A 20,696-nucleotide genomic window follows, 5' to 3' on the forward strand; every position below is an offset into this window, starting at 1 on the left:
TTCATAATTTTTTTACCTGTTTTGCAATAAACAAGATTTCACCCTCAATGAAAAGTGACGGAATGTATAAAATTGTGAAATGGTATCTTCCATCTATGGAAGCCCTTCCAAAATCAGTGTTATCTATAACAAAGATATGGGAAACCTCATCAATTCGGGCAGCATAACTCCAAATATATTTTGAGAACACTAGACACTTGTGGGCCAGTTAAACAAAGACTGGCTCATATTTTGAACCTGAACAAATGGTAACAAGAAACAGATAAATTATATTGCTTGCTCTGACGTTTACACTTTTTGTAGTCAGAAATTCACAATGCTATTACTGGTAACTAAGAGGATTAATTTGCAACCAACGAAACAGATAGGCCTGGAACTAATTGAAGAATGGTTTGAACAACAACAATGGCAACCCTTTGAATACCAACGAGAGGTATGGGATGCATATCTTTCAGGCAAAAACGGCCTCCTTAATGCTCCTACCGGAACTGGAAAAACCTATGCATTGTGGATGCCCGTGCTTATCAACTGGATTAATAGACATCCCAAAACCTATAAAGAATTAACAGATAATGGCCTCCAACTATTATGGATTACCCCGCTTAGGGCCTTAGCACGTGATCTTGAGCAAGCCCTTCAGAAGGTAGTTGATGATCTGGATATTCCTTGGCAAATCGCTCGGCGTACCGGTGATGTCTCCTCCTACAAAAAGAAGAAAATGAAAGAGCAGATGCCGGAAGTACTAATCACAACACCGGAAAGCCTGCATATTTTGATGGCCCAAAAAGGATATCGAGACTATTTTTCGGATCTTAATGCTGTTATTGTGGATGAGTGGCATGAATTGATCGGCACTAAACGGGGAACACAAACCGAACTGGGACTATCCCGACTCAAACACTTGCAACCCAACATAAATATTTGGGGAATTTCAGCAACAATTGGAAATTTACAGGAAGCCAAACAGGTTCTGCTGGGAAACAATTATAAATCGAATGAAGCAGTCACCATTAAAGCTAATATTGAGAAGTCCCTAAGTATTCAGTCGGTATTGCCCGATGATGTAGAAAAATTTCCTTGGTCAGGTCACCTGGGCACTAAACTATTGCCAAAAGTATTACCGATTATCGAAGAAAGTCGATCTACACTTATTTTTACCAATACGCGATCACAATCCGAGGTTTGGTTCCAACAATTGCTTGATGCCAAACCGGAGCTTGCAGGCACTATTGCCCTGCATCATGGTTCGTTAAGCAAAAAAATTCGGCGATGGGTAGAACAAACCCTTCACGAAGGTAAACTTAAAGCTGTAGTTTGCACCTCAAGCCTCGATTTAGGAGTCGACTTCACACCCGTTGAAACCGTAATACAGGTAGGGAGCCCTAAGGGAGTAGCCCGCTTTATGCAACGTGCAGGTAGAAGCGGACATCAACCGGGTTCCACGAGCCGTATCTATTTTGTGCCTACCAATGCCTTGGAACTGATAGAAGCAGCTGCACTAAAAACAGCAGCTACCCAAGAAGTTGCTGTGGAGAACCGAATACCTGTCTTAAAACCTTATGATGTACTGATTCAGTATGTCATCACCCTAGCCGTTTCCAACGGCTTTAAACCGGACCAACTCTATGAGGAAGTTAGATCGACTTTTGCCTACCAAACACTGAGCCGGAAAGAATGGAACTGGATCATGAATTTTATAACAACCGGTGGGCAATCACTACAAGCTTATGACGAATATTCTAAAGTAATAGAAGAAGGTGGCCTCTATAAGGTTACCGATCACAAAATAAAACGACGTCATCGAATGTCGATTGGTACTATTGCCAGTGACACCATGATGAGTGTCAAATACCTTAATGGTGGACACTTAGGGAGTATTGAAGAGTGGTTCATTGCTTCATTAAAGAAGGGGGATAAATTTTGGTTTGCCGGACGTAGTCTCGAACTGGTTCGCACAAAACAAATGACCGCTTATGTACGTCGTTCTAATACATCAAAAGCAAAAGTTCCCAGCTGGATGGGCGGCCGGATGTCTCTCTCCTCAAACATGTCTGCATTACTTCGCCATAAACTGCACGAGGCTATCGAGGAGACTTCAAATGACATTGAACTTAAGACGATTCAACCTATATTAAATGTGCAAGAGAACTGGTCTACCCTACCCGACCAAGATGAACTACTCATTGAACAGACAACTTCAAACGAAGGCCATCACCTATTTTTTTATCCTTTTGAGGGACGGTATGTTCATGAAGGCATGTCAGCACTGATAGCCTATCGCATATCACAGCTCAAACCTATTACCTTTTCTATTGCCATGAATGATTATGGCTTTGAGCTCTTGTCAGATAAGGAGATTCCATTAAAAAAAGCTTTGGCAAACGATCTGTTTTCTGATAACAATTTAGTTGAAGATATCTTTTCCAGCCTGAATGATACTGAACTCGCCAAGCGACGCTTTCGTGGAATCTGTCACATTGCCGGCCTTATTTTTAAGGGTTTTCCCGGACAACGCAAAGCCAGCCGTCACCTACAATCCTCCTCAAGCTTATTTTTTGATGTTTTTGACCAATATGAACCGGATAATCTGCTACTTCAACAAGCCTACGATGAGGTGCTTTCATACCAACTGGATGAAGTGAGACTTCGAAAAGTCCTCAAGCGCATACAATCTCAACAAATAACTCTCAAAGAAACAGAACGTTTTACGCCTTTTGCCTTTCCTATCATGGTAGATCGTCTGCGCGAACGCCTTAGCTCAGAGAGTTTGACCAATCGCGTGCAGCGCATGCAACTAAAGCTCGAAAAACAAACCTAGATTTCTCTTAAGAACTGCCGAAAAACTTTGAATCGTGTAACAGCTATTTTTAGATTCATTCTATGATTCAAAACGCTACGACATTCAACCTTAAAGGTAATCGTTTTTGGCTGCTGCCAGAACGGGCCATTTATTGGCAAAAAGAGAAAATCCTTCTCATTGCCGACCTACATATAGGCAAATCAACCCATTTCCGAAAACATGGTATCGCTGTACCAAAGCAGGTGAACGAATCTAACCTTCATCGCTTAGAACATCTGGTTGAAAAAACAGAACCCGACCATCTGATAATATTGGGAGATCTTTTCCACAGTAACCTCAATCATGAGTGGCAGCAATTTATAAAGTGGCGTAAGAGATACTGTCAGATTGAAGTAAGCCTTGTTGTTGGTAATCATGATATTCTAAGTACAGATAAGTACCATACTGGTTTTATCAACATTTTTAAAAAAATGAAGATAGGAGCCTTTTTGTTTGTTCATGATAAAGACCCTCACACTCCTTCTGACAAAACTGAAGCTTATTTACTGAGTGGCCATGTACATCCTGCAGCAAAATTAAATGGAAAAGGGCGTCAGGCCATGACGTTTCCCTGCTTTTATTTTGGACAAAGATATGGAATATTGCCAGCCTTCGGTGCATTTACCGGAACCCATACAGTTACTCCCCAAAAAAATGATAGCGTTTTTATTATCGTGGAAGGACAAGTTATACCAGCATATTAATAACAGATACTCAAAATGCTATTGTTCAGAAACATTCTCTGTCAATACCACCTATTGTCGCCATTTCCTCTTAAAACAATGATGTAGACGATTCAATATTCGAGACTTCTTTGTTCTCACATTCGCTCCGGATATATCAAAATGGGCACTTGCCTCTTTTGTTGTTGTATCCGGTTCATCAATAAAATATTCGATAAACTTACGTGAGCTCTCCCGCAACTCATCCAAACAAGCCTCTAAAATTTCTTGCCGATCCTTATCCATCAAGTTTGTGAACTGTTCTGCGGGATCAACCAGATGCTCTTGATGATCCTCCATTGGGTTATTAAAACGGTGCTGCTCTTTGGAATGGCGGAAGTATTCATGCCGGCAAGCGCGAATCATATAACTGAAAATATACTTTTCTTCCCGGATATTGTCTTTTTTGATCTGCTCAAAAACGTCCAGAAAAGCTTGTTGGGTACACTCTTCAGCTTCGCGCTCAGTGGCATTGAGAACAACCTGCAGATAGTCCTTAAGGCGATATAGCAGCTCCTCGAGCAATTCATTGGCTTTGCCCTGTTTATTTTCTTGGAGAGCATGAACTAGCTCTGAATAATCAACTCTGGAGTTATTCAAGGTAATAAAAAAAGCCTTATTAGCTAATCAATTTGCTGAAAAATGATACATGAAGAAGCCACGTACTATGGTTTAATCATTCAAATATATAACTATTCAATAATCATACAAATGAAAACTCATACAATCATTGTAATTAAATTTTTTGTCTTCTGATATTTTTTGTAACAAACGAATGTCTAAATACTCTTGTATCATAGAGTATACTGAATTATAGTCACTAAAATTTATCTTAAAATAGACTACTGTTACAAATAATTATATGTGGTAATATTACAGAAATATTGACTTTCTTGTAACAAACTCCCCATTCGCTACTCTTGTAGTCGAGAATTGGTATGTTTAATAACATTTATACTTAAGGCTTTTAGGTACAACAATTCATACTCGTTACAATTTAACCAAGAATAAAACCAAGGATCACTATGAAATCTCTCGCTAAAAAACTACTCGCTGTCACTTTCGCTTTTGCCCTGTTCACCGGTTGTGCTTCCGTTACCGACCCCGGCCTCGATACCACACCTGAGCAGAACAACTCCGAAGTCACCCAGGATACCCCTGATCGCGACGGCTTCGACTCCGACTCCGACATGAGCACCATCTACGACAAGCCCGAACTGTAATCACTGCCTGACGTTACCTTTTTAACTCAAAACACTTTTATCATTATGAAAACGCTCGCTAAAAAACTACTCGCTGTCACTTTCGCTTTTGCCCTGTTCACCGGTTGTGCTTCCGTTACCGACCCCGGCCTCGATACCACACCTGAGCAGAACAACTCCGAAGTCACCCAGGATACCCCTGATCGCGACGGCTTCGACTCCGACTCCGACATGAGCACCATCTACGACAAGCCCGAACTGTAATCACTGCCTGACGTTACCTTTTTAACTCAAAACACTTTTATCATTATGAAAGTGACAGTCTGCCTTAGCTAGGCTAAGATCTATATTTTTAACAAAAATTTTGCTTTACTGTAATAGTACCATAGATTTAATCTAGAACGACCAAAAGAAATGGCATATCAATCCTAGCTAAGATCTATCTGATGTTGTTAGTTATTCTATTCAGCTTCTTTCAAATTGTTGCGGGGTCTGATAGCTCTGAGCTATTACATAACTCAAAACAACAAGCCAAACACTATGCAAAACAGATAGAAAACGGAATAAACACCGACGAGAACCTGTGGGCACTCAGCTTATTAGCCAGTGAAAAAGATGAGCTGAGAGACTTTATTGAACAACTTAATCGAAAGAAAAATTTCCATCCATCTTTTGATGAGGTCAACAAAAATTTTCATCAGCAGTTAAAAAAAGTAGTCTGGCATACAGGCTCTGTAGATCTATTTATCGGACTGCTTCTCCGCACCGAAACTATTCAAAGAAAGAAGAATCTCTATACTGATTTTATATCACGCTTTACCCTCCCTTCTACTAGTAATATCCAATATGAAAAACTAGTACAAACTATTGTTCAAAACAAAACAATAGACCGAGAGAGTCTGAATCCGAATAAGTTTGTTCTTCCTCACTTTTTCCTGTTGTTTAGCAGTAGTCAAAATGATCTATTGAGTAAATCCTACCGAGAAAAGATAATACAAAGCTGGAACACAAGCATTTCAGACGAAAAGGACCTAAAAAAAACGCTGGCCCAATTTAGTTACTTCAGAACCCTCTACCTTGAAGACCAATATTCCAACACCTCCTCCCTTTATAATACACTGATTAATAACAAACTCTTTCCCAATTCCTCCCTTAAGCTGCGCACATTCCGCCTCCTCGACTACTCAATGTATCGACTAGGTTTCTATGACCGTAATCTGGAAATTGCTCGAAATATTACGCTCCCATTAGCAGATTACTTAAATCGCAAAAAACTAAAACAGCAGATTAAATATTCCACTGGAATCAATCTATATAATATTGGTAAAATTAAGGCTGCAAATAAAGTCTATTTGGAGATACTTAAACAAATAGAAAAAAACAATCCTCCGATTAAATTCTCAGCGCTCTATAATAACTTAGCGTTAACTCACTACAAACTAGGACAGTATGCAAGATATTTGGATCTACAATTTCAGGCTTTAGAAACAGCCAAAAATAAGGAGAACTACGACCACCAAATTGAAATCCTAAATAATCTTTTTATTTACCATCGAAAAACTAATGATCAGGAGAATGCCTTAGCATACCTGCAAACAGCAAGAAAATTGGCGCAGAAAAAAAATAACAGCTCAGATTTGGGAACATTGTATATGCTGAATGGTTCTTTTTATCGGAAATTCAGGAATGATTTTCAGAAAGCCCATATTTTTTTCAACAAGGCTGAAGAGCATCTATCCTCTTCAACTGATACCAAAGCATATATAGAGTTATTAAATGAACAAGCAGAAACTTATTCTGAGCAAAGAAAGTTTAAAAAAGCAATCGAAAAACAAGATAAGATTCTCAAATTAGCTCCCAATAAAAATAACCCAAACTTTATTGAAGCTACTATAAACAAAGCCTTAAACTACCTTAACAGTGAACAGAAAGGTAAAGCTGGCTCTCTAATCACAGAGTTTAAAAACAAAAACCTTAAGCTTCTTGATTTTGAACAAATCATAAAAGCAAAAACTATTGAAGCAAACTATCTATACCTAACTGGGAAACCTCATAAAGCACTCGCCATTCTTAATCCCGCTCTTGAGCAGGTAATTGTTAGAGCCAGAAGCAGCGCAGATCTAAAATCTGGTTTTTGGCATATCGAAGATGAGTATTTAGATGCTTTTGAGTTGGCCGTATCTATTTATTTAAAAGAAGACCAGCCGGACAAAGCAACACAAGTACTAGACCAACTTAAGACTATCAATGATTCCCGTTATTATCAGAACCCTCTTGTTAAATCGAGTTTATTGAATGAGTCCGAGCTGACCCAATATAAGAAGCTGACCAAACAGCTGGATGCCAATCGAAAAAGATTACTGACTGCTCCAGAGGATGAACAGTTTCAAATTCGCCAGCGCATAAGCAAACTTAACCTCAAAAAACGGAAGCTGGATAAAAAACTTACTAGAAAAGAAGGATCAGAAACAGTTTCAATACATAAAATCCAAAGTCAACTCTCTGCCCGTGAAATGATCATGCATGTGACTGAGCTGAAAAATAAATATTACATTGCTAAAATCAGTCGGTCGGATGTAGAAATGCAAACTGTTTCACTAGATTCAACACTTCGCAATCTATTTTCAAATTCTGTTACACAAGTAGCTACCCATAAAACAAATCTCGACTCCTTATATACAGTCACAAAGCTACTTGGTATTAATGATATACCTGGGCACATTGAACAGATAACCATTATCCCTGACAGTTATTTATACCAGCTTCCTATTGATATTCTACCTCTCGCGAAACCAACACACAACTACAGTTATGGGGAAGCTACATACCTTATTGAAAAGTATAACACACAGTACCTTACTTCTCTTGACGAAGTAATTAATAAAAATAATGAACCGTCTAATATTCAAAACCCCTTGAGTTATGTTGGTTACGGTGTCTCCGAATTTAATTCTTACAAAGAAAAAAAACTTGTACCATTACCCTTTGCCCAAAAAGAAGTGACTTCCATAGCGAATAGGTTAACAAATCTATCTGAAGTACAAACTTTTATTAACCAGAACTCTACCAAAGAAACGTTTAAACGCACAGCACCAAAGGCACGTATCTTACATATGGCTACTCATAGTTCTGTCTCTGAACGCGATCCTATGTTCTCTACGATGTATATGAGCAAACAGCAGGCAGCTGCAGATACCACTTTTGAAGACCAAATATTTGCTTATGAACTTTTTGAACTGAACCTTAACAGCGATATGATTATGCTAAACTCGTGTGAGTCTGGGTCAGGGTCATATATACAGGGAACAGGAGTCATGGGCATTAGTCGGGCCCTTCGTTATGCCGGTGCAGAGTCGCTAGTCTTGAATTTATGGTCGGTAAATGACATGCTGGCTTCTGATTTTGCAGTCCATTTTTATGAACAATTAAATGAAGGAAAATCGAAAGCTGAAGCCCTACAAGCGACAAAACGGTATTTCCTCGAGAATAAAAATGCCAGCCCTCATTTTTGGGGTCCCTATATGTTAATAGGGGATTCACAACCTATTGTAAGGCCCGATTACAACAAAAATATGGCTTTAGCCGGCACCTTCGTTTTTTATTTCTTGTTGATGGTAGGTCTATCTTACATGGCAGAACAGGGAATCTTTTTTAACAATAATGGGAATAAGCAGCATAACATCTAGCAAAAATAGAATAGGCCGGAAGGATATTTCCTTCCGGCCTTTTATTCATTTCCTGATACTAGAAGAGTTGCTTTTTTCTTTAGTCAGAAAGGGCGTCAAGATAACTTTTAGAAACTCTGCGGTAAGCCCCATTTAAATCATACGCTTTTTCAATATGCGTTCGTGCCTTCACAAGCTGATCTATATGGAAGTAGGCGTTACCCACATACCAATATGCCTTTTCTAACATAAGAAGATCCACTTTCTCTTTGTGTTCTATCACTCGCTCATAATGATTAATGGATTCTCGATAATTACCCTCATTATAATAGAGAGATCCTAAGTTTAAACTTAATTCAGCAATCCAGGAAGGTTTTGACGCCTTTTCCAACTCACTATCTAATAAATTAATGGCTTCAGTGACTGCCCCTGTATTGGCTAGACGTATTGCATCCCGAATAACCTTAGAGTCATCCTGAGCCATATTACCATCTTCAGAACGATAATAATCAAGCTCAATACTAGAGATTGGTTCTAAAGATCGTGTGTTATTTTGGTTATAAATATTCATATAACCTACTACGCCAACTAAAAAGATAACTATGGCTGCAGCAGCATAAAACCATTTTTTTCTTCTTTTCTGAATTTGACGTTCTTCCTTCTTCTTTTCAATAACAGCCTTCACATTTGCAACACTTTTCATATAGTCCAGATGGTAACCATCCTGGATCAATTCTGCCCATAGCTCGTCTGTCTCTCTTGGCGAAAGCTCTCCATTGACATACTTGTCAATTTTTTCTTCCAACTGCTTTTCATTATAGCTCTCAATCATGATTCTTCACGTTTAAATTTTACTTAAATATATCTTACAATACCCTCAAAGGATAATGTCTGCAGCAACCCAACATAATGACTATCGTAATCCAATTATGTTTTCATCAATTCATGTAACAAGAGTATTTTAAATCCCATTTGTTACAAAATATTTTTGCATTTAGGATTAAAGCCAAATACTAATTAGCTTTGAACAGCTTTAAAAGTACTTTAATCTTAAATATTAAAATTTTCTAATGTTTTCCGGATTAAAATCTATGTCTAAATTAAATGGCCTATCAACACTAATCATTTTCCTCATAGTGTTATCCGGGTGTCAAACAGAATATACTTCTACCATTTCAGGCAGTATTGACTACGTTGGCTCCGCAGATATTTTCATCTCAAAACAACCGGTTCACTATAAGTATGCTCCCAAAAAACATTTCCCGGTGACTGTAAATGAGGAGGGGAATTTCTCACTTTCCCTACCAATTGATTCTACACAACTCATTAAGTTTAATGTTAATGAACAAACTTATCCAGTTGTAGCTGAACCGGCACAACCCCTTAAGCTCAATATATCTTTTTCTCACTTCCCTGATTCTGTATCTGTTAGTGGATATCCTAAACCATGGGACCAAAGCTACTCAGATTATCGTAATAAACTTAAGCCCATACAACAAAAAATTAACAATGCTATCCCTGATTTTCGGGAAGGGAAACAAACGAATATCACCGACTTATACAAAAAACGATATCAAATAGCGAAAAAACATTTATTTAACACGCCGCTGGTAGATATATACTATAAAGCAGTGGGTGAATATTTAGTGAAAGAATTAGAGGAAGTTACCTATCAACGCACAAAACCAGACATCTCTCCAAAATCCAGACGAAAGCAAATCCTTGAAGAAGCCCAAGAGCTTAACTTCTTCACCTTTGAATCATTGCATTCACAACGTGCAGGTATTCGTGATTTCACCAATGCCTTTGCAAACACCTTTGGAGTTGAGGATAGCCTGGAAGAAAAATATGGTCAGGAACTGATGCAATACGACATTAAACGACTGGGATACGAAACCCTTGATTCAGCTCGCAGATCTGTACTCCAATATATCGATCAGAGAAAAGCTAAAGCATATGCAAAAATGTATCTCGTAGCTGAACGCATCGGAGAAATGTCTTTAGAAGTTGCAACGCCTAGCTACAAAAACTATTTAAAAAAGTACGAAAACTATCCTAAATACACATCATTTCTAAAATCATTCTATAGTCAGATTAAAAAGGTCTCACCCGGACAACCGGCAGTACCTTTTACCCTTCCTAATAAAAATGAAGAGATGGTGAGTATGGAAGACTACGAAGGACGATATGTACTTCTCGATTTTTGGGCCAGCTGGTGTATTCCGTGCCTCGATGAATTTCCACACATGAAGGATCTGTATAATAAATATTCTCGTGATCAATTTGAGATATTGGCGATTTCCATTGAAGAAGATAGTGTACGCTGGCGACAATCACTGCAACAATTTAAGAATCCTTGGCCACAACTGTATGGCGGAAATGGCTTTCAGCAAGAAACATTTCGAACTTACCGGGGCGGCGGTATTCCTTTTTATATCCTCGTAGGCCCCGATGGAAAGATCGTTCGTTATAATGATGCGCGCCCTTCATTTAATCTCCCCAAACTACTAGACAGTTTAATTACACCGAAACAATAAAAGATGGCTCGCTTACTACTATTTTTTTTAGTTTTCTCATTTCTTTCAGGCAATATAAATGGTCAATCCTTATCAAAAACCCTTGACGAAATACCGCTGAATAAAAAAATTGGTCAAATGTTGACCATTGGATTTCGTGGCATGACCATAGCTGACACCAATCATATAGTCCGCGATATACAAAAGTATCACTTGGGAGGAGTCATACTCTTTGACTATGATGTACCTCGGGGCCAAGCCAAAAGAAATATACGATCATCCGAACAACTTAAAACCTTGGTGAAAAAGCTTAAGGCGTTATCTTATTCTCCCCTAATTGTTTCAATAGATCAGGAAGGAGGAAAGGTGAATCGCCTTAAACCTAAATACGGATTCCCTCCATCGGTTTCAGCACAATATTTGGGAGAACTAAATAATATTGATAGTACCAGAAAGTATGCACGACGCACTGCGCATACCCTTTCCAAAATTGGTATTAACGTTGATTTTGCACCTGTCGTGGATCTAAATGTAAATCCGGACAATCCCATTATTGGAAAACTTGGTCGCAGTTATTCTTCCAAACCTACAACTGTTGTAAAGCATGCCGGTACATTTATACAAACCTTAAATGAATACGATATACAAACCGTCTTAAAACATTTTCCGGGCCATGGCAGCTCAAAAAAAGACTCTCACCTCGGGGTTGTTGATGTAACTGATACATGGTCAGAGAAAGAACTTATTCCTTACCGGCAGCTCATTAATACTGGTAAAGCTGATGCTATTATGACGGCCCATATTTTCAATGCACAAATTGACTCCAGCTATCCTGCTACTTTATCAAAACCTACAATCACAGGCCTTTTGAGAAACAAGTTGGAATATGATGGGGTGATATTTTCAGATGATATGATGATGGGAGCAATCCGCAAAGAGTACGGCTTACAAACAGCTATTAAACAAGCTATTATGGCCGGCGTCGATATCCTCGCCTTTGGAAATAATTCGATTTATGATCCGAATATCGTACCAAAAGCCCATCGCATAATAACTGAACTTGTAGATAAGGGAGTTATTAATGAAGAACAAATTGATCAGTCTTATAAACGTATTATAAGATTTAAAACACAGTTAAAATAACAGGCAGTGGCTTTTTCACCACTGCCCGGATAATTTATTCCCCTCGGTATGGCACTCCGTCGGTAATCCATTCAGGAGCTTCCTCTCCCCGCAGATAGTGATCAAAATACTCTTTCATTTTGATTGCATAGTCTAACTTGTTGGCATACTTTTGCAAGTGATGCGGCTCATCACGGTATTGTAAAAAGACAGCATCCTTATCGAGTCTACGCATTGCCAAGTACATTTCTATTCCCTGATACCATGGCACCGCGGTATCTTCATCTCCAAACATCATCAACAAGGGAGTATTAATGCGGTCTGCATAAAATACCGGCGAATTTTCAATATAACGCTCGGGATACTCCCACAAGCTTCCCCCGATACGACTTTGGGTTTGCTCATATTGAAATTGACGGGCAAGTCCCGATCCCCATCGAATACCACTATAAGCACTCGTCATGTTTGAAACAGGTGCACCGGCAATTGCTGCATCAAATATATCGGTCTGGGTAATCATGAAAGCCGTTTGATACCCGCTCCAGGAATGTCCGTGTAGGCCTAATTTGTCAGGGTGTGCAATCCCCATTTCAATTAGCTTTTGCACACCGGGCACCAAGCTCTTGGTTGATGCAAAACCAGGCGTGCCCACTTCAAAACGGATATCCGGTAGAAACACCACATAGTTATCACTCACCCATTGTGGGAGCGTAGGACGGTCGTCGGTCGTAATGTTATTAAACTCATACGCCCGTTGCGAAAAGAATCGGTAGTAATAGATCAATACCGGGTATTTTTTATCCGGATCATAATTATCCGGTTTTATCAAAGCCCCGCGAATAGTTTGTCCGTCATCCATATCCGACCATTCAATAAGCTCAGCCGTTCCCCAATTATAGGTATCATGGAGATTTAAATGCAGCCCTGTTAGTCGTTCGGTATCCCCAAACGAAAGATCGTTGCTAACCCACAAGTTTGGATACTCATCATATTTTTCACGGCTATAGATAATACGATCTGAATCTTCAGCAGAAGTCACGAAATTGTACTTATGGTCTGTCTCCAATTTTTTTTCTGTTCCAGGCTCATCCAGCTTCAGGGTATAAAAACCATAGTTTTTTTTATGGTCATAAAATCCCCGAACTAAGACTTCATCGCTGGGATCAAAAGTTTTGCGATCCTTCTCAGTGCGCTCAATACGATATATTATATCCCGGTCACGGCCATCTTCAGTGAGGTTTACGGCTTTACCCTCATCTGTAAAAAACTTCCATACATCGTACTTATCATAGATCATAACGGCTTTATCTCCCTTCATCCACCCAGCGATTCCATATCCCTGTACCGGATAGGGATAATCATGATCTTCATTATAAAAGGGCGTATCCAGATGCTTTGTGAGATTACGATACAGTTCTTCTTCCACATTATACAGATGCCAATCTTTGTCTTGATAAAAAACTACATAATTTCCTTTGGGGGACAGAACGGCGTCAGATCTTAGCTTCTCAATAACCTTTGTGCGCCCACCTGTTTTCAAGTCAATAATGTAGTAATCGCTGAAAAACCCGTCCCAAGTCATCTCTTGCAGATATGGCACCCGGGATTGTCCCAACACATAATCAGGATTCTGGCTGACTTCTACATTCGGCACCTTGTGGTCAGCCAGTTGTACCCATTGGGCATTATCCATATGATAAACCGCTCGATATGTTCGTTTTTTGCGCCAAGTCCATGATTCCTTCTCATGAGTTTTAATCCGGGGATCATCATAATGCCATACATCCATCTCTTTTTTATCCAGAATCTGTTCCCGACTGTAAATATCTACAGAGTCTGCTTTTTCCTCTTTTTTCTTCTGATTGACTTCAGCCATTTCCCGTGACATTAATCCGAAAAATAAGCGCTCTCCATTTTCTGTCCATTCCAGGTCGTTATTGGTGCGCAGCGCCCATTCCTTATCAACATCTCCAGCTTCAACCAATGTACGTACACCCTCATCATTAACCTGCCAAATCCTCAGGTCTGCATCATCTGTTTCAAACGTAGTATCCAGACTGGCTTGAGTAAAAGCAAGCTTTTCGTCGTTATGATCCCACTCCAGGTTGGCAAACAGCTGGTTTCCTGCCTTAACTACCGTCTGCTTTTCTGATGAGGACGATTCCAGGTCACGATAAAATAGCCCATTATTAGCCCCATTGGTATCAACGACTGAATATGCTAAATGATGAGAAGTACTGTCAAAGGCAACTTCTTTTACAAAAGGGACGCTATACTCTTGACCTGATTCCAAGTTACGCAATATCATTTTGGTACCCAGATAATCATTTTTACTCTTTTTATCCTTAATACTTTTAGATTGATAAAAGTGAACTACAGCCCATTTCCCATCATTAGAAAACTCAAACGATTTTACACTATCCTTTTCAATTGTAGTACCGTTAGCGGTATTTAATAAAGCCAACCCCTGTTTAGGTTTATCCTTTTCAGCTTTTATCTGATCGATGAGTTTAGGTTTTAGATAAGCTCCTACCCAATTTCCATTGCGAGTTATCCTAGGATCATCTCCCATCTTGACGGTAAAAATTTTATCCTCTTCCAGGCTACGAATACGCACTTCACCATCTCCTCTGTCTGGCCAGACACTATATACCAGCCATTCCCCATTGTCTGAAAAGTGAGAGTCTGAAATATCCTCCCATTTCATCACATCCTCAAAAGTAAGCTTTTTATTTTGTGCCGTGGACAAAAGCGGTATAGCTATTACTACCGTAATCCACATTACAAAAGAACGCAGTACCCATTTCATACTAATCATAATGTCTGACTTTTTTTTCGATTACCATAACTATTGTATCTGCTGATTCCTACCACCTGTACAATAGAAAAACTTTGTTTACACAATGAGAAGAAATAATATTGTTATTGCAACTCTTTCACTCCCTTTTTTGTATAGTTTTACGAACTTCTACCAAGACCAAATATTTAGTCACAAATTACATTATACTTTCGATTGATTAACCTGAATATCTTGTATTTTTTAAAATTAGTTTTTAAACGGATTATCAAAATTGCTCCTTATGGAACAGCCCTATAGTTATTCTTGGTATATTGAACAATTCGAAAAAACTAAAAAAGACGCTGAGAGTTTTATCTTGTCGGTTGATGAAGTACAACTTTTTCAACCCCCTTCAAAGGGTACATGGTGTATTGCAGAATGTTTTAGCCATTTAATCAATTATGGGAACCTATATTTCAATGATTTAGCGGCCAGTATCTCGAACCCTTCGGCGACAACTAAGAATATCCAGCGTCCTTTTCCGCCCCGTTGGCTAGTAAGAAAACTAGTAACATGGTTCGAACCCCCATACAAGATCAAATTAAAAACAGTACCTCAAATGAAACCGGATCCTGTTTCCGGCTATAATCGCATGAATTTACTTAATGATTATATTTCTCTGCAAGATCAATTTATTGCTCAACTGGAGAAAGGCCGTCATCACCATGCAGACCTGGGACGAATAAAGATGAAACATCCTTTAATTTCATTAATCAAGATGACACTGACAGAAACGTTCGCCCTTGCCGAAGCCCATCAAAGAAGACACTTCTGGCAAGCTGAACAAATACTGCATACACTTCAATAGCAGCCGTCATTCTTTATATTTGTCATATGGAAATAAGAATAACCCATAAGGCTCCTGCCCTTTTTTATCGATAGACTGGTGATGGCGCTGATGGGCATATCTTATTAGTCGCATAATTTTACTATCACTTTTGAACGGCATAAAGCGCTTGTGTGCGAAGAGATCGTGAATTATAAAGTATAGCACCCCATAAATGGCAATACCGCTGCCTATCGCAAAATTCACGGAAGTAAGAGGGGAATCAATACCAACATAAATGAGGTATAAAGAGATACCTGCGAAGAAGAGAGAAAAAAGATCATTCATCTCAAATAAACCGTGTGTGGATTCATGATGTGAACGATGAACCTGCCAAAGTAGTCCATGAAAAATAAATCGATGGACCAGGTATGAAATGATCTCCATCCCTGCAAAGCCCAACAAAATCCATCCTGTAAAAATCAATATATCCATACTTATATCTTTTATTATTATTTAATAACGACCTTATCTAAAATCATATTTAATAGGTGTCGAACAATAATGATAACATTGACTTCTGCATCCTCGTTTAGATAGTACTTAAGTACTTTGACAATCTCAGTGATTAACTCTCAGATTATATAAGAGGCTCATTACCTATTAACGGGAGTATATTTTTTCAAAGCTGTGGGCGTTTAGGTTTTGCAAAGCCGCCTATGAGTAAAATGAAAAACTAAAACAGTAATAGATATCAGCAATCTACCTTATAGAAAATTAACTTATAAAATGGGGAATGTTTTCAGGGGGCATCAGCGTTATTAACCGCTCGATATGTTATATTATAAAAAATATCGACTCACGGTGTTACAATATTAAAGATACATAACAGTTGATAAAACAAAGCCTTGAAGCTATAAGAAAAACAGTTCTATAACACTATCTACCAATCATTATGGATGATACTTTTGATCCTGAAATTTTTGAATTAAAGTTCCAATTAGCTGATGTCGCAACGGACCTGTATATAGAGGGCGATGGCGACTTTTTAATTAAAGAAGTGGCACAAGCAGCAGATCTCACTCCCGCTGAAGTCTTCAACTATTTTGCGAATAAAAAGTCGATTCTGGAATTCTATTATGCTTCCTTAGTCATTCGCTATGAAATGATGATTAGTGAGATAGATAGCTTTGAATCGTATACAATTAAAGAAAAGCTTTCAAACTTTATCTTCACTAATTTTGATCTACTAAGCGAAAAAGAAGCATTTGTTGAAGATACATTCAAAGAATATATCATCCATAGTTATTCTAAAACGGATTATGAAAAAGAGGTAGAACGATTAACCAAGCAGTTTCTTGAAAATGATGATCAAATATCTATAACCTCTACCCTGGCCCTCAATTCTTATGCTTACTCTTTTTTAAGACGCCAATACCTTGAGCTGATCCGGTTTTGGTTGAATGACACAAGTGACGATAAAGAATTAACAATGGAGTTAACAGATAAGCTCACCGGGGTTCTCGAAGAAATGCTCTACAATCCCGTTCTTGACAAAAGCTTTGATCTACTAAAATTCATAAATGCCAATCGGAAAGAATTTTTCAAAAATATTCCTGTTGTAAAACAAGTTTGTTCTAAAATTGAAATCAAATAAACTATGAGCAACGATTTTCCATCATCAAAGCTTGAGCGCGGTAAAATTTTTGCTAAAACCGGGCTTAAGGTAGGTACCAACTATGCTAAACGATACCTCAAAAAATCAGTTGGTAAAAAAGAATCCGAAGAAGAAGGCAAAGAGTTCCATACTAAAAATGCACGGCACGTATTTAATGAATTCACCAAGCTTCGCGGTACAGCACTTAAGATAGCTCAATCATTGAGTATGGACGATGGTATGCTCCCTGAAGAGTTTGCTGAAGTAATGAGCGAATCCCAATACAGTGTCCCGCCTATTAATAAAGCCCTTGCACGCTCTATTATTCGAAAAGAACTCGGTGATTATCCTGAAAAACTTTTTGCTGAATTTAACCCTGAAGCTTTTGCAGCCGCTTCTATTGGACAAGTGCATGAAGCACGACTAAAAAATGGACAAAAGGTAGCAGTAAAAATCCAATATCCAAATGTGAAGAATACCATTCATTCTGATATGGCGATGGCCAAAACGTTAGTGAACAGGGTTATTAGTGGAAATGGTTCTTTTGATGAGTATTTTGAAGAAATTGAAGAGACACTGATGGAAGAAACAGATTACCATCAAGAGGCCGAATACCTGGAATATTTCCATAACCGATTTTCGGAGGGAGCGGTCATTACTCCTGAATATATTAAGGAGTTATCCACGGAAAAAGTATTAACCATGTCTTTTATTGAGGGGCATCACCTAAAAGAGTTTTTAGCTGACAATCCCAGCCAAGAAAAGAAAAACCACTTTGGACAATTGCTCTGGGATTTTTTCCATGATCAAGTGGAACAACGAGATTTTATTCATGCCGACACACATCCGGGCAATTTTTTCTTTCGGGAAGATAACAAACTTGGGGTCATCGACTTTGGCTGTGTCAAAAAGTTCTCAGAAGAGTTTACGCACAACTACATGAAACTTTTGCCCACACACTTGGAACAAGATGAGCAAAAGATTCGCAAACTCTATAAGCAGTTGGATATCATCAAAGAAAACCCTAAAAATCCAGCAAAGGAAGAGGAATTTTTCCAGTTCTGTAAGGCCTATGGAGATATCTTTGCCCAACCGTACATGGGAAATGAATTTGATTTTGGTGATCGCGAATTCAAAGAAAATTTAACACGATTTGCCAAAGAGCTGCCTATTAAAAACGAACCGCGAGGTGACAAGAACTTTATCTACAGCACCAAGGTACATATGGGACTTTATAACATCTTAATGAAATTACAGGCGCAAATAGATACAGAACGGAGCAAAAAATTAACCCATACCATGATTGATGTGATGGAGCAAGAAGCGGCATAAAAAAAGCCCGCAACGTTTTCATCAACGTGCGGGCTCAATGCTAGTTCGTTTCCAGATCAGTCTTGAATACTATTTAGATACTCATAGAACTCGCTTTCTGTAGAAAGAATAATTGACGTTTGCTCATCAAAGACCTTCCCATATGATTCCATAGTTCGAGTAAAGTTGTACAGTTCGCGCGCCGCCCGGGATTGATCATACGCTTCTGCATAAATTGCAGTTGCTTCCGCATCCGCTTTTCCCCGTATCTCTTCTGCCTCACGAAATGCCTCTGACTGAATTGATTTCAGCTCACGTTCTTTTTCACCGTTGATGCGGGCAGCTTCTCCCTGTCCTTCAGATCGAAATTTATCCGCGATACGATTCCGTTCACTGATCATACGATCGTATACTGTTTTTCGGACCTCCTCAACGTAATTAATGCGTTTGAATCGGAAGTCCAGAACTTCCAGACCTAAATCGGAAGCACGTTTATTTGCCAGCTGCTGAATAGCTGTCTGAATGGAATCTCGTCCTACCACGATGTCTGCCAGTGAGTCTTCCACAATCTCTGTTATTGTAGCTCCTGTTTCAGGATCACGATTGGTCGATCGTACGACTTCTACCAAATCATGAGAAGCAATGGCATTACGTGTTTCCCCATCCAGGATGTCATCGAGGCGAGATTGCGCTCCACGCTCATCCCGTAATCGTTTGAAGAACTGCAGGGGATCGGTAATCTGCCATCGAGCATATGTATCAACAAAAATAAACTTTTTGTCTTTGGTCGGCACTTGGTTTCGATCACCATCCCACTCTAGGTAACGTTTATCAAAGAAGTTAGCTGTTTGTACAAAAGGAATTTTCATCTTCATTCCCGGTTCGGTAATCGTTTCGCCCACGGGATCACCGAACTGTGTTATGACAACCTGCTCAGTCTCATCAACGATATAGAAACCATCAAGTCCAATGAGAACAAGTAGGCCAAGAACAATAAATAATGTAATACTTTTCCAATTCTTCATAGTTAGTTACCCTGTGCGTTTGTATTTGAATTATTCGCCTTTACGCCATCCATCTGCATTTGTAACAGTGGCAGTACGCTGTTGCCATTTTGGTCCGTCACGATCTTATTACCCATCTTCGGGATAATATCTTCGAGCGTCTCCAAATAAATTCGGCGCTTGGTAACTTCTGGGGCTTTAACATATTCACGATAGAGTTGATTAAAACGTGAAGCCTCACCCTCTGCCCGGTTTATTCTGTCAATAGAATAACCTTCAGCTTTTTGGATTGTTTCCTGGGCCTGTCCCCTTGCTTTGGGAATCACTTTGTTATACTCCGATTTCGCCTGATTGATCAGCGTCTCTTTTTGTTGCTGTGCTTCGTTTACAGCATTAAAAGATGGTTTCACCGGATCCGGCGGATTAATATCCTGAAGTACAATTTGTTCAATTTGCAATCCTGCCTCATACTCATCACAGATCTCTTGAATCAACTGTTGTGCTTCTAAAGTAACCTCGGCACGTCCTACTGTTAGCACCTCATTCACTGTACGGTCTCCAACAATTTGACGCATTGCCGACTCAGAGATATCGCGCAGTGTTTGTTCCGGATTTCGAATTTTAAATAAGAAATTATACGGATCTGAAACCCGGTACTGTACAACCCATTCTACGTCAGCAAGATTAAGGTCACCGGTAAGCATAAGTGATTCATCCGTATATCCAGCTTTCTGATAGCTTGATCGAACGTTTGCACTCGTCGTTCGATAACCAAACTCATGCTTTAGCTGACGTTCAACAGGCACATAGCGAACTTCTTCAATAAAAGGCGCTTTAAAATTCAAACCAGGCTGTGCTGTACGTGTAAATTCACCAAATCGTGTTACAATGCCTACTTCTTCAGGATTAACCGTAAAAAAGGAGGCAAAAATCACGATAAAAACTAAAACACCCAGAATAATAAACCGGATGTTTTTGCTCAAACTTTTGAGCTGTGGCGGCATATCCATGCCAGAAAAATTATCTTGAGCCATTAGTACTATGTTTTCAGAT

The 20,696-nt window shown here is 39.1% G+C and carries 16 protein-coding genes; 10 read left to right on the forward strand and 6 right to left on the reverse strand.

Going from position 1 to position 20,696, the window contains the following annotated elements; all coding sequences use genetic code 11:
• The first annotated feature begins 346 nt into the window (after positions 1 to 346).
• Positions 347 to 2,818: a ligase-associated DNA damage response DEXH box helicase gene (locus tag FCN14_RS07700; RefSeq protein WP_246043125.1), complete on the forward strand. Its 2,472-nt coding sequence runs from the start codon at positions 347 to 349 to the stop codon at positions 2,816 to 2,818.
• A gap of 62 nt (positions 2,819 to 2,880) precedes the next feature.
• Complete coding sequence (gene pdeM / locus FCN14_RS07705; protein WP_138430620.1) at positions 2,881 to 3,543, forward strand: ligase-associated DNA damage response endonuclease PdeM; 663 nt, start codon at positions 2,881 to 2,883, stop codon at positions 3,541 to 3,543.
• Between the two features lie 51 nt (positions 3,544 to 3,594).
• On the opposite strand, the gene FCN14_RS07710 is transcribed toward pdeM, so the two are convergent.
• Positions 3,595 to 4,161, reverse strand: coding sequence for an RNA polymerase sigma factor (locus FCN14_RS07710; protein WP_138430621.1), 567 nt, complete (start codon positions 4,159 to 4,161; stop codon positions 3,595 to 3,597).
• A gap of 425 nt (positions 4,162 to 4,586) precedes the next feature.
• Here FCN14_RS07710 and FCN14_RS07715 point away from each other — a divergent pair, with 425 nt between their 5' ends.
• The 3 genes from FCN14_RS07715 to FCN14_RS07725 all read left to right on the forward strand — a co-directional run bounded on the left by FCN14_RS07715 (position 4,587) and on the right by FCN14_RS07725 (position 8,449).
• Positions 4,587 to 4,784: a hypothetical protein gene (locus tag FCN14_RS07715; RefSeq protein WP_138430622.1), complete on the forward strand. Its 198-nt coding sequence runs from the start codon at positions 4,587 to 4,589 to the stop codon at positions 4,782 to 4,784.
• A gap of 45 nt (positions 4,785 to 4,829) precedes the next feature.
• Positions 4,830 to 5,027: a hypothetical protein gene (locus FCN14_RS07720; RefSeq protein WP_138430623.1), complete on the forward strand. Its 198-nt coding sequence runs from the start codon at positions 4,830 to 4,832 to the stop codon at positions 5,025 to 5,027.
• A 182-nt stretch (positions 5,028 to 5,209) separates the two neighbouring features.
• Positions 5,210 to 8,449, forward strand: coding sequence for a CHAT domain-containing protein (locus tag FCN14_RS07725; protein ID WP_138430624.1), 3,240 nt, complete (start codon positions 5,210 to 5,212; stop codon positions 8,447 to 8,449).
• 79 nt (positions 8,450 to 8,528) lie between these two features.
• Here the strand turns inward: FCN14_RS07725 and FCN14_RS07730 are convergent, their stop codons facing one another.
• Positions 8,529 to 9,260 carry a tetratricopeptide repeat protein gene (locus tag FCN14_RS07730; protein ID WP_138430625.1) on the reverse strand — a complete coding sequence of 244 codons (732 nt, stop codon included), beginning with the start codon at positions 9,258 to 9,260 and terminating at the stop codon, positions 8,529 to 8,531.
• Positions 9,261 to 9,519: 259 nt separating this feature from the next.
• Between FCN14_RS07730 and FCN14_RS07735 the strand changes: the two genes are divergently transcribed.
• Both FCN14_RS07735 and FCN14_RS07740 read left to right on the forward strand, forming a co-directional pair.
• Positions 9,520 to 10,965, forward strand: a complete 1,446-nt coding sequence (locus FCN14_RS07735) for a TlpA family protein disulfide reductase (RefSeq protein ID WP_171032842.1) — start codon at positions 9,520 to 9,522, stop codon at positions 10,963 to 10,965.
• 3 nt (positions 10,966 to 10,968) lie between these two features.
• Positions 10,969 to 12,087 carry a glycoside hydrolase family 3 protein gene (locus FCN14_RS07740; RefSeq protein ID WP_138430627.1) on the forward strand — a complete coding sequence of 373 codons (1,119 nt, stop codon included), beginning with the start codon at positions 10,969 to 10,971 and terminating at the stop codon, positions 12,085 to 12,087.
• Between the two features lie 34 nt (positions 12,088 to 12,121).
• Here FCN14_RS07740 and FCN14_RS07745 read toward each other — a convergent pair whose 3' ends face one another.
• The gene (locus FCN14_RS07745) at positions 12,122 to 14,884 is read right to left on the reverse strand and encodes an alpha/beta hydrolase family protein (RefSeq protein ID WP_246043126.1); all 2,763 of its coding nucleotides are present in this window, start codon (positions 14,882 to 14,884) and stop codon (positions 12,122 to 12,124) included.
• Positions 14,885 to 15,146: 262 nt separating this feature from the next.
• Between FCN14_RS07745 and FCN14_RS07750 the strand changes: the two genes are divergently transcribed.
• Positions 15,147 to 15,713 carry a DinB family protein gene (locus FCN14_RS07750; RefSeq protein ID WP_138430628.1) on the forward strand — a complete coding sequence of 189 codons (567 nt, stop codon included), beginning with the start codon at positions 15,147 to 15,149 and terminating at the stop codon, positions 15,711 to 15,713.
• 6 nt (positions 15,714 to 15,719) lie between these two features.
• On the opposite strand, the gene FCN14_RS07755 is transcribed toward FCN14_RS07750, so the two are convergent.
• The gene (locus FCN14_RS07755; protein ID WP_138430629.1) at positions 15,720 to 16,166 is read right to left on the reverse strand and encodes a sterol desaturase family protein; all 447 of its coding nucleotides are present in this window, start codon (positions 16,164 to 16,166) and stop codon (positions 15,720 to 15,722) included.
• A 460-nt stretch (positions 16,167 to 16,626) separates the two neighbouring features.
• Here FCN14_RS07755 and FCN14_RS07760 point away from each other — a divergent pair, with 460 nt between their 5' ends.
• Both FCN14_RS07760 and FCN14_RS07765 read left to right on the forward strand, forming a co-directional pair.
• The gene (locus FCN14_RS07760) at positions 16,627 to 17,328 is read left to right on the forward strand and encodes a TetR/AcrR family transcriptional regulator (RefSeq protein ID WP_138430630.1); all 702 of its coding nucleotides are present in this window, start codon (positions 16,627 to 16,629) and stop codon (positions 17,326 to 17,328) included.
• 3 nt (positions 17,329 to 17,331) lie between these two features.
• Complete coding sequence (locus tag FCN14_RS07765) at positions 17,332 to 18,660, forward strand: ABC1 kinase family protein (RefSeq protein ID WP_138430631.1); 1,329 nt, start codon at positions 17,332 to 17,334, stop codon at positions 18,658 to 18,660.
• Positions 18,661 to 18,716: 56 nt separating this feature from the next.
• On the opposite strand, the gene hflC is transcribed toward FCN14_RS07765, so the two are convergent.
• Positions 18,717 to 19,664 carry a protease modulator HflC gene (gene hflC, locus FCN14_RS07770; RefSeq protein WP_138430632.1) on the reverse strand — a complete coding sequence of 316 codons (948 nt, stop codon included), beginning with the start codon at positions 19,662 to 19,664 and terminating at the stop codon, positions 18,717 to 18,719.
• A 2-nt stretch (positions 19,665 to 19,666) separates the two neighbouring features.
• Positions 19,667 to 20,677, reverse strand: a complete 1,011-nt coding sequence (gene hflK / locus FCN14_RS07775; protein WP_138430633.1) for an FtsH protease activity modulator HflK — start codon at positions 20,675 to 20,677, stop codon at positions 19,667 to 19,669.
• Between the last annotated feature and the right edge of the window lie 19 nt (positions 20,678 to 20,696).

The sequence above is a fragment of the Fodinibius saliphilus genome (genome assembly GCF_005869845.1).
Classification (GTDB): domain Bacteria; phylum Bacteroidota; class Rhodothermia; order Balneolales; family Balneolaceae; genus Fodinibius; species Fodinibius saliphilus.

Coding starts and splice junctions, on each gene's coding strand:
- pdeM (WP_138430620.1), top strand. CDS start 2,881: ATGATTCAAAACGCTACGACATTCAACCTTAAAGGTAATCGTTTTTGG.
- FCN14_RS07715 (WP_138430622.1), top strand. CDS start 4,587: ATGAAATCTCTCGCTAAAAAACTACTCGCTGTCACTTTCGCTTTTGCC.
- FCN14_RS07720 (WP_138430623.1), top strand. CDS start 4,830: ATGAAAACGCTCGCTAAAAAACTACTCGCTGTCACTTTCGCTTTTGCC.
- FCN14_RS07725 (WP_138430624.1), top strand. CDS start 5,210: ATGTTGTTAGTTATTCTATTCAGCTTCTTTCAAATTGTTGCGGGGTCT.
- FCN14_RS07730 (WP_138430625.1), bottom strand. CDS start 9,260: ATGATTGAGAGCTATAATGAAAAGCAGTTGGAAGAAAAAATTGACAAG.
- FCN14_RS07735 (WP_171032842.1), top strand. CDS start 9,520: ATGTCTAAATTAAATGGCCTATCAACACTAATCATTTTCCTCATAGTG.
- FCN14_RS07740 (WP_138430627.1), top strand. CDS start 10,969: ATGGCTCGCTTACTACTATTTTTTTTAGTTTTCTCATTTCTTTCAGGC.
- FCN14_RS07745 (WP_246043126.1), bottom strand. CDS start 14,884: ATGATTAGTATGAAATGGGTACTGCGTTCTTTTGTAATGTGGATTACG.
- FCN14_RS07750 (WP_138430628.1), top strand. CDS start 15,147: ATGGAACAGCCCTATAGTTATTCTTGGTATATTGAACAATTCGAAAAA.
- FCN14_RS07755 (WP_138430629.1), bottom strand. CDS start 16,166: ATGGATATATTGATTTTTACAGGATGGATTTTGTTGGGCTTTGCAGGG.
- FCN14_RS07760 (WP_138430630.1), top strand. CDS start 16,627: ATGGATGATACTTTTGATCCTGAAATTTTTGAATTAAAGTTCCAATTA.
- FCN14_RS07765 (WP_138430631.1), top strand. CDS start 17,332: ATGAGCAACGATTTTCCATCATCAAAGCTTGAGCGCGGTAAAATTTTT.
- hflC (WP_138430632.1), bottom strand. CDS start 19,664: ATGAAGAATTGGAAAAGTATTACATTATTTATTGTTCTTGGCCTACTT.
- hflK (WP_138430633.1), bottom strand. CDS start 20,677: ATGGCTCAAGATAATTTTTCTGGCATGGATATGCCGCCACAGCTCAAA.